At 39.8% G+C, this 9,407-nt stretch carries 6 protein-coding genes; 2 read left to right on the top strand and 4 right to left on the bottom strand.

Annotated features, from left to right (window positions below):
* Positions 1–137 precede the first annotated feature (137 nt).
* Positions 138–1,865 (top strand): ABC transporter ATP-binding protein, encoded by a 1,728-nt coding sequence (locus ACZOVS_RS04660; RefSeq protein WP_483996062.1) that lies wholly within the window; start codon positions 138–140, stop codon positions 1,863–1,865.
* 134 nt (positions 1,866–1,999) lie between these two features.
* On the opposite strand, the gene ACZOVS_RS04655 is transcribed toward ACZOVS_RS04660, so the two are convergent.
* Positions 2,000–2,950 carry an ROK family protein gene (locus tag ACZOVS_RS04655; protein ID WP_483996061.1) on the bottom strand — a complete coding sequence of 317 codons (951 nt, stop codon included), beginning with the start codon at positions 2,948–2,950 and terminating at the stop codon, positions 2,000–2,002.
* A 139-nt stretch (positions 2,951–3,089) separates the two neighbouring features.
* Here ACZOVS_RS04655 and ACZOVS_RS04650 point away from each other — a divergent pair, with 139 nt between their 5' ends.
* Positions 3,090–3,482 carry a rhodanese-like domain-containing protein gene (locus ACZOVS_RS04650; protein ID WP_483996060.1) on the top strand — a complete coding sequence of 131 codons (393 nt, stop codon included), beginning with the start codon at positions 3,090–3,092 and terminating at the stop codon, positions 3,480–3,482.
* 107 nt (positions 3,483–3,589) lie between these two features.
* On the opposite strand, the gene ACZOVS_RS04645 is transcribed toward ACZOVS_RS04650, so the two are convergent.
* The 3 genes from ACZOVS_RS04645 to ACZOVS_RS04635 all read right to left on the bottom strand — a co-directional run bounded on the left by ACZOVS_RS04645 (position 3,590) and on the right by ACZOVS_RS04635 (position 9,372).
* Positions 3,590–4,399, bottom strand: coding sequence for a mechanosensitive ion channel family protein (locus ACZOVS_RS04645; protein ID WP_483996059.1), 810 nt, complete (start codon positions 4,397–4,399; stop codon positions 3,590–3,592).
* Positions 4,400–4,573: 174 nt separating this feature from the next.
* On the bottom strand, positions 4,574–4,831 hold the full coding sequence (locus ACZOVS_RS04640) for a hypothetical protein (RefSeq protein WP_483996058.1): 258 nt from the start codon (positions 4,829–4,831) through the stop codon (positions 4,574–4,576).
* 29 nt (positions 4,832–4,860) lie between these two features.
* Entirely contained in the window at positions 4,861–9,372 is a 4,512-nt protein-coding gene (locus ACZOVS_RS04635) for a chitobiase/beta-hexosaminidase C-terminal domain-containing protein (RefSeq protein ID WP_483996057.1), read from the bottom strand.
* Between the last annotated feature and the right edge of the window lie 35 nt (positions 9,373–9,407).

Here is a 9,407-nt window from a genome sequence, read left to right as displayed (position 1 = left end):
TGTAAGTAAATCCGTATGGATCATTCCGTACTTCCGCAGGCGTATATTTAGGTAAACGTTTCATTTTTATATCCTTTCTTCTAAATAATAAAAGTTTGTTTCTGTATCTTTGCACAGAAGTGCAAAAACATTATTTTATGGAACAACTCTTGCAAGTCAACAACCTGAGAATCAAATTTTGTCATGACAATGAATGGACAGAAGCTGTTCACGGCATAAATTTCGATGTATTCAGAGGCAAGACACTCGGCATTGTTGGTGAATCAGGTTCCGGAAAGTCGGTAAGTTGCCTTGCAGTGATGAAATTGCTTGACGAAAAACAATGCCATATCGATGCCGACAATATCTCGTTGGAAGGAAATGATATCTCCAAATACAACGACCATGAGATGAGCGAAATAAGAGGCAAACGTATAGCCATGATTTTCCAGGAGCCAATGACCTCGTTAAATCCGGTGCTAAGATGCGGTTTCCAGGTTATGGAAACCATACTGACACACGAAAAAATTGACAATGAAAAGGCCAAACAAAGGGTTATCCATCTTTTTGAAAAAGTGAGACTGCCACGTCCTGCCACCATTTTCAACAGTTATCCTCACGAATTGTCCGGGGGTCAGAAACAAAGAGTGATGATAGCCATGGCTTTGGCATGCAACCCTCAGATTCTCATCGCCGATGAGCCTACAACAGCTCTCGACGTCACCATACAAAAAGAGATACTCGCCTTGTTGAGAGACCTGCAAAAAGATAACGACATGGGCATGATATTCATCACCCATGATTTAGGTGTGGTGGCGGAAATAGCAGACTACGTGACGGTGATGCACAATGGAACGATAGTAGAACACGGCACTATCAGCGAAATATTGCAAAATCCGAAAGAACCTTATACAAAAGGGCTTTTGGCATGCCGTCCTACTGTAGATATTAGACTAAGGCATCTCCCTACGGTAAAAGAATATTTGGACGGCATCTGGAAAGATGAACGACAAGTCATAGAAAAACTCTCAATAAGCAGTCAAGAAAGAACTGAACGTCTGAGAAAGATTTATTCACAAAAACCTCTTTTAAAAATCGAACATCTCAGTAAATGGTATCCTATAAGAAAAGGACTTTTCAACAGGACTACGGACTATGTCAAGGCAGTAGATGACGTATGTTTCGACCTGTATCCGGGTGAGACATTGGGACTTGTTGGAGAGTCGGGTTGCGGCAAGACAACTTTGGGAAGGACGATATTAAGATTGATAGAACCTACATCAGGAAAGATAATTTTCAACAATATTGACGTCACAGCATTGAACAGTAAAGAATTACGACATTTTAGAAAACAGGCACAAATCGTGTTTCAAGACCCCTACTCTTCTCTTAATCCCTTCATGACAATAGGTGACGCCATAGCTGAACCCATAATGATACATAGACCGGAACTTGATGCTTTTAAAAGACGTGACATGGTATTTGAACTTCTTGAAAAAGTAGGACTTAAAGATGAACATTACAAACGTTATCCGCATGAGTTCTCCGGAGGACAACGTCAAAGGATATGTATTGCCAGAGCACTTGCCGTCAACCCTAAGATGATAATATGCGACGAATCTGTATCTGCTCTCGACGTCTCGGTACAGGCACAGGTTCTAAACCTGCTTAACGAACTGAAAAACAATATGGGATTTACTTATATTTTTATCTCGCACGACCTCAGTGTAGTACGATTCATGTCAGACAGAATATTAGTAATGTACAACGGGAAACCAGTGGAACTCAACGATGCCGATAAGGTATTCAATGAACCTGAAAAAGAATATACCAAAAAACTTATTTCAGCATTACCGGGTATTAAAGACAGAAAAACAATGTCATGACAATTGTTAACCGACATTTCAAATGTCCTATATTGTCAAGCGTCACTAAAAAGAAATACAAAATAAAACTTTGACAACGACTGTTTTCAATTTGATTCAATTACTGTATCATCTGTTATAAAATACATTCCACATCAAGCCTTCGCCAATGCAGCAGCACCAAGTATGGCTACATCGTTATCATCAAGTTGCGACACTTTTATCTCCACTTTACCCTTAAAAGTAAACAACAGATTTTCTTCAAAGTACTTACGAAGAGGTTTCAGCAATACTTCACCTGCTTTCACCGGACCTCCCATCAAGAAGATCGCTTCCGGGGCAGAGAAAGAACAGGCATTTGCCATAGCGACACCGAGCAGATAACCAACATTGTCGAAAGTTTCCAAAGCGACAGGGTCACCTTCTTTGGCTGCATCACCCACCATTTTGCTTGTAAGTTTATCTGTTGGGATAGTGCATAGTATGCCATTGTAATCAGTATGTTTCTCTATCAGTTCCAAAGCAGTGCGACATATTCCGCGTGCTGAGGTATAAGTCTCGAGACAGCCTTTCAAACCGCAGTTACACTGACGTCCTCCGGGTATTATGACAGAATGTCCAAGTTCTCCGGCACCACCGGTAGAGCCAAGTACAAGTCTGCCATCTATTATGATACCGCTTCCCACACCTGTACCCAAGGTAAACATAATGACATGTTTAAGTCCTTTGGCACCACCATAAATATACTCTCCGAAAACAGCAGCATTGGCATCATTGGAGACTACAACATTAACATCGAAATGTTTCTTCATCTCCTCCCTTAAATTCACATTGCCTTTGAAGTTGAGATTTGTGGCACCTTCTATACTGCCCGTATAATAATTGCCATTGGGAGCACCAATGCCTATACCGTCAATTGCAGTGACATTGTTTTTATACATCATCTTCTTGATAGCATCAGCTATATCATTGACATATAATGTAATATCATAATATTCATTGGTGGGAATATTGGCACGGTCCATAATCCTGCCATCATTGCGTACTAAACCCATATCGGTGTTTGTTCCTCCGATATCTATACCTATGGAATATGTATTTTTCATTTTCTCAATATTTTTCACTCACAAAATTATAAAAAAATCGCAACTTGCAAAACAATACCACAAAATAATCATTATGTTACAGTTAAAAATATAAAAACAACACTATGAATCTTATAAAATATTATTTTTGCGAAAAAAAATGAAGACAGGAATAAAAATAATATCGGTAATAACCATGTTTTGTATATTCTGCGCCTGTAAAGGACAAGAAGAAATCAAGGCATTGACACCGGAAGAATTCAACAATGCCATCAGCAACGACAGTTTAGCTGTAATACTCGATGTAAGGCAACCTTCAGAATATTATGAAGGACACCTTCCCAATGCCATATTACTCAATTACCTCGATACGGAATCTTTTGAGGAAGGTCTAAATAATCTTGACAAGAACAAGAACTATTATATATACTGTCGCAGCGGACGAAGAAGTCACAATGCTGCCGTGATGATGCAGAAACAAGGCTTCAAGGTTTACGACATGAAAGGCGGTATATTAGGCTGGAACAAATACAACCTGCCAACAGTAAAATAACGGCATTTCCCGGTCGAACAGAATAAATACAAAAAACGAAAATCTAACATATCAAGATAAAAATGAAGGCTCCGCCACAAAGAGCCACTCATTAACAACAATCTGTATCAAGCCTGATGAACAGTAATCTGAGGGAATGGGAAACCTATCTTTTCCTCATTGAATCTGGAATAAACGGTTTTGTTGAAATCAAAAAACACGCTCCAATAGTCCGTACCTTTAACCCAAGCACGTACTGTGAGGTTTATGCTGCTGTCTGCCAAAGCACCCAATTCTATTGTTATGGTTTTATCTTTCATCACTCTTGAATCGGCATCCAAAATACCGCCGATAACGCTCTTTGCCTTTTCAAAATCCTCTCCATATTCAATACTAACTGTCCAATCCACACGGCGCAATTCCTGTTTGCTGTAGTTGATAATAGTGCCATTGCTCAAAGAACCATTAGGGATGAATATGGTCTTATTGTCAGTCGTTGTCAATACTGTCTGGAACATCTGTATAGACTCCACAGTACCTGACAGTCCCTGTGTCTCTATAAAGTCACCCAAACGATAAGGTTTGACAAACAAAATGATGATACCGCCTGCGAAATTCTGCAACTGTCCGCTCAATGCCATACCAATGGCGACACCTACAGATGCCAACAATGCTGCAAATGATGCTGTTTCCACACCAAGAGCACCCACCACAGCTATCACAAGCAATACAGTAAGTGTAATATTGATGAAACTTGTCACAAAACTGCGTATCGAGGCTTCCCATTTGTTACGCTGCATTATCTTGTTAACAAGTTTCTTAACGAGTTTGATAAGCCATCTTCCTATGATGTAGATAGCTATTGCTGCCAAAATATTTTTACCGAGTTCAACACCTGAATCTATCAATTGACTCACAAGATCCTGTAACGAATTCATATTATATCTATTTTAAATTTACTTGTTGCAAAGGTATGAAACTATACTTTAAAAACAATAATATCATAACAACAATAAATACTATCTGTTTATACGGATGGCCCCATTAAACTTAAATATTATCAAAAAAACGAATCTGCAACAAAAGTTTGCTACAGATTCGTTTGTCATAAATTATTCTTTATCTTTCTTACGAAACATTGCATATGCCAAACCGAGACCTGTAAGAAACACAATGCCGCTGCCAATAGGTGTATTATGCGCCACAGAATCTCCTATTTGACCATGTATCCCCGGAAGAATAGGTGCAGTCGGGTCTTCAATATCCCTGGCATCCATGTCTTCATATCTGAAGAATCCGTCACTCTGCGCCATGGCAGTTCCAAAACCCATCGTCAATATTATCGCTATTGTCATTATAACCTTTTTCATATCCAAAATCTTTATCATTGTTATCATATTTATTTAACCAAAACCTTTTGTGTCTTCAAACCGGACTCGTCTATCATCTGAATGACAAACACACCGGTATTCAAGGACTCGACATTAATACCATCGCCGGAAGAAACTTTTCCCGTCAACATCAGTCTGCCCAACATATCAATAACTTTTACCTCTCCAATGCCTTTCACATTTTCTATGATGATAACATTATCCGACACGTAAGCAAACTGTTCTCCGGTTGTCACTGTTTCATTGCTCTCGTCGAATACAAGACTGAATCTGTTGATGTCGCCATTTGGCATTCCAACAAACTCATAACACTCTTCCATCAACATGTTGACTTTATCGCCTGTACTGTTATCTATGAGATAGATGCAGTCGAATTCACCCACTGTCTCTATTCTCATCTTGAACTCACTCATTGTTTTGGCTTTAAATCCTACTGATACCGAGTTCACATTCTCAGGACAACTGTATATGCCATATCTGTCATATCCTGATGTCAAAAACACGAGACTTACCTTGTCATTGACATTTGCCAACTTCTCAAAACCTCCTTTTCCATTATTCATCACCACTACTGCATTATCTGTACCTGCATTGCTTTCCACTATGATATTGACACTTCTGAAAGTATCGGTACTTTTTGCAGCACCCCTGTTATATTTAAGAGAAGCTGCTGCATCTATAGCTTTCACCATGAAACCTTCTGCGACCGGAATTATTCCGGCTGCATTATATCGGAACACTCCATTTTCGACAGTGGCAAATCCGCCTTCAAATATATTGGTCTTAGTCATCGAGTTCCAATCTATATCGTAAACGAAAGGATTACCCAACAAGGTATAATAACTCCACTGATTATCCGCATTATATGTTGACAAGACGAAATCCCATGTATTTCCGAAATTCAGAGTTCCGGTATTGTCGAAACTTACCTGATCACGATATGACACGAGATAACCTTCTCCTTCTTTCAAAGTCAAGAAATCTGATGAATGCGACTTATGGTTATACCATGGACGAGCCACACCGTTCTCGTCTTCATTTTCAGGAACCCATTTATACAAATCATAATCGTCGTCACTCTCAATGAAATTCGTCACAGGAGCATTAACCATAGGAGACGACACAATCTGCCAGCCTGTATTATCAACTCCCCATGTCTGAGGATTATCAATACTTTGTCTCACTGTCGCCATGACACCGGCATTGCCGTGTATAAGTTGCCCTCCATCTTCAATTACAAGATTAGAAGGTGTTGTATTGCCAAGGATACCATTGACTGTCAACACGGCTCCATTTGTAACAGTAACTACTCCATTTATAGAAACATTGTCTTTCACCACATTACCGCTTAACATCATCTCATCCATGACCTCAATACTGGTACATACATTGGAACTTGAAACAATCTTCTTATAAAGCTGAATAGATTTCTGATTTTCATAGGTAGAACTTTTGTAATAACGGAATCTCATCTGATTACTTGCAGCATTGAATCTAAGATGAGAATCGAAGGAAACAATTTTAGCATCACCATTTTCTTCAAAAGAAATACCATTGTCATATATTGTTTCATAACTACATTCTAATCCATTTTTATCCGATATATTTCCAATATAAAAACCCGATTTAGACCTGACAGAATAACCATTTTCAGTACTGCTTATCGTAAAACATGAATTTTCAAGTGTTTCGGTATTTTCTATCATATTATCCGCAACAATCACACTAACATAATTATTCACGTTATCAAGAGAAGGCAAAGAACCGTCGAATGCCACACCTTTTTCTTCACAAACTATTAGAAAGTCTCCTTCCATACCATCTATAGAAGTATGTTTGGAATAATATGTCGTTCCCGGACCACCAAACACTGCATATAGCATAATATCTTCATTGACAGTTACATCACCGGACTGTATATCTACAGAAGAGGGAGATGCCATACCTATTATCTCCGTTGTTGTCCAACCTTTAAAATCAAATCCGGAAGGAGATACAACATCTGTCTTCAATGGTGTGGGCAGTCCGGCAGGTACTGTCACAACTTCCGGCACTCCGTTTATCATATAAGTTATTTGACATTGACTTACAACATTTCCAGATAACAATATCTCTACATCTTCCGTTCCATTTGTCTGAAAAGTAATAATACCTATAGATTCACCTACAGTAAGACCTGACTTCATACGTACATATAATGTAGTATCAATATTTCCTCCAACAGGCGACACAGTCAAATTATCCTGATAATCGACATCATCTAATGAAACTTCAAAATATTCATCTACATAAATATACAAATCAGCAGTCAAATTCATCGCATTTAATGCAAGTGTTTTAGATTCCGAAGGTCCTTCTCCTTCATAACATACAAAACCCAACAATTCATCAGGGGTTACAGTAATAGTCGGTATTTTTGTAACAATAACATCTTCAGCACTGTTGACTCTTAACTGTATGTTGTTGTTATAGCAACCGACGACAGCAGTCAAGGTCACCAAGTCACCTTCCATCAGCCCCTCTACTACAGGCAAACGATATATTACCATTTCGTTGTTGTCTTGTGTTATGATAGTGTTGCCGTTATTGTCGATAGTACCCATCACGGCATCTACTATTTGAACTCTTGTACTTTGTAACATGTTGTCGGCTTCAAAGTCTGCAAGAAGTTCCGCTATTGTTTTGACTGCGGAAGGCAAGATGTTGCCGCTCGATACTATACGGAATTCTGATTCCACATTACCGTCTATGCCGGTAAGTTCGACAAGTCCATTATAAACGGTTTTGGTACCCAAAGCCCTTACCTTATCGCCTAATGCCAAGGTCTCAGGAACAGTATTATAATTGAGAAACAAGTCTATGGCAGCAGTCTCGTCCTGTATGTAAATGTTACGTCCATCTATGAAAGTTACAACACCTTCCACTATTGCCGTCTCATTCTCATTGAGTGCACGTGCTTCCGCAATAGTAATAAGTGTAGGGAACGTATATGTCGCTACGGCCACAGCACTGTTGTCCAAACCTTCTTTTACAGCCATCGCTTTAATGGTCGTTGTTGTAGATACCGATATTGGGCTGCTGTAAACGCTGCTTTCTGCTGTAGGCTCGGTGCCGTCGGTGGTATAGTATATTGTGGCGCCTTCCGTATTGCAGTTAATGCTGACAGTCAGAGGCTCGTAATAGGTACCTCCCACAGGACTGAATGTAGGCGTCGCTACAGTGGTGGTGCCGCTGTTTTCAAAACCTGTCAAATTTATATTATCTATTTCCCAAGCAGCAGCCTGCAACTCTATTGAAGTATATTTGAAACCTATATAACAATTATTACCGCTGAATCCGTCGAGTGATATGTCACCGGATGGTGTCCATGTCCATGAACCTGATGAGAGTGTGCATGTCAATGGAGTCCATGTGGCAGTCTCGGGATTGCTGCCGTCGTAATCGTTGGAGAAATACACCTCCAAGTCAGGACCTGTATAGTTTTTGGCGGTGATGAATGTCAGGACGGTATTGCTGTATTCGTTGAGATTGAAAGCAGGAGAGATGCACCAGTCAACGTTGGCACCGGTGTCATAACCGTTGATGTAGGCATAATGGTTGTTGTTATATGATGCTATGGACCATTCGCCTGAACCGCTTACATTGACAAATGTCCATCCGTTCATCTCGCCTTCCCAGTCCTGATCGAAAATAGTGACTACGCCTGTCATAATGTTGTATTCCGCTGTCGCCACATTACTGTTTTCCATCCCTTCCTTACATGCTATTGCCTTGACGGTGGTGCTGTTGGCAATGACAAGAGGGCTGCTGTAAACGCTGCTTTCTATTGTAGGCTCGGTGCCGTCGATGGTGTAGTATATTGTGGCGCCTTCCGTATTGCAGTTAATGCTGACAGTCTGAGGCTCGTAATAGGTACCTCCCACAGGACTAAATGTAGGCGTCGCTACGGTGCTTACCGGAGGGGTGGGAGTGCCGTTTAACTCGAATATTTCAATTTGTGTGTTCTTGATGTTGTTGTGCACTGAAGTATAGGTACGCCAGTCTGGATTAGGAAGATACACACCTAAATAACGGTTGAATTCGTTATTTAAGAAGCCGTGGTAGTTAGGGGATGATGCATTTGTGATGTCTAAAGTCCAGATATTGGCATCTCCGCCACCTACTCTGACGCCATTGTTGTCATTGGTAGAATATAGAAAAACACTGTTGTCGTTCAATGGAGATATCTTGTATCCGCCTTCTACAGCAGTGAATTTCCATTGCAGTTCGGCAGCAATGTCACCTTGAATGGTGTTGTTTTCAATTACAACAGAAACTGCCGTTGGTGCCGAAGAAGAACCGTTGGCACTCGTAAGCGCATAACTACCATTTACATCAACAATCATATATGTTCCATCGGCTGTTACATCAGTATGATTCGTCAATTTAGAAAATGTTTGTTGAGCATTTAATGAATACTCTCCCAAGATCAAGCACAGGAAAAATACCCATGCTGAAAAATAAGTAAATTTCAATTTCATTTTTTTATTTTTTAAAAACCTTTTCAATTTTTTTG

It is taken from the genome of Candidatus Limimorpha avicola (genome assembly GCF_056978975.1).
Note: the sequence above shows the minus strand (reverse complement) of the source record. Positions and strands in the feature narration are given on the sequence as shown.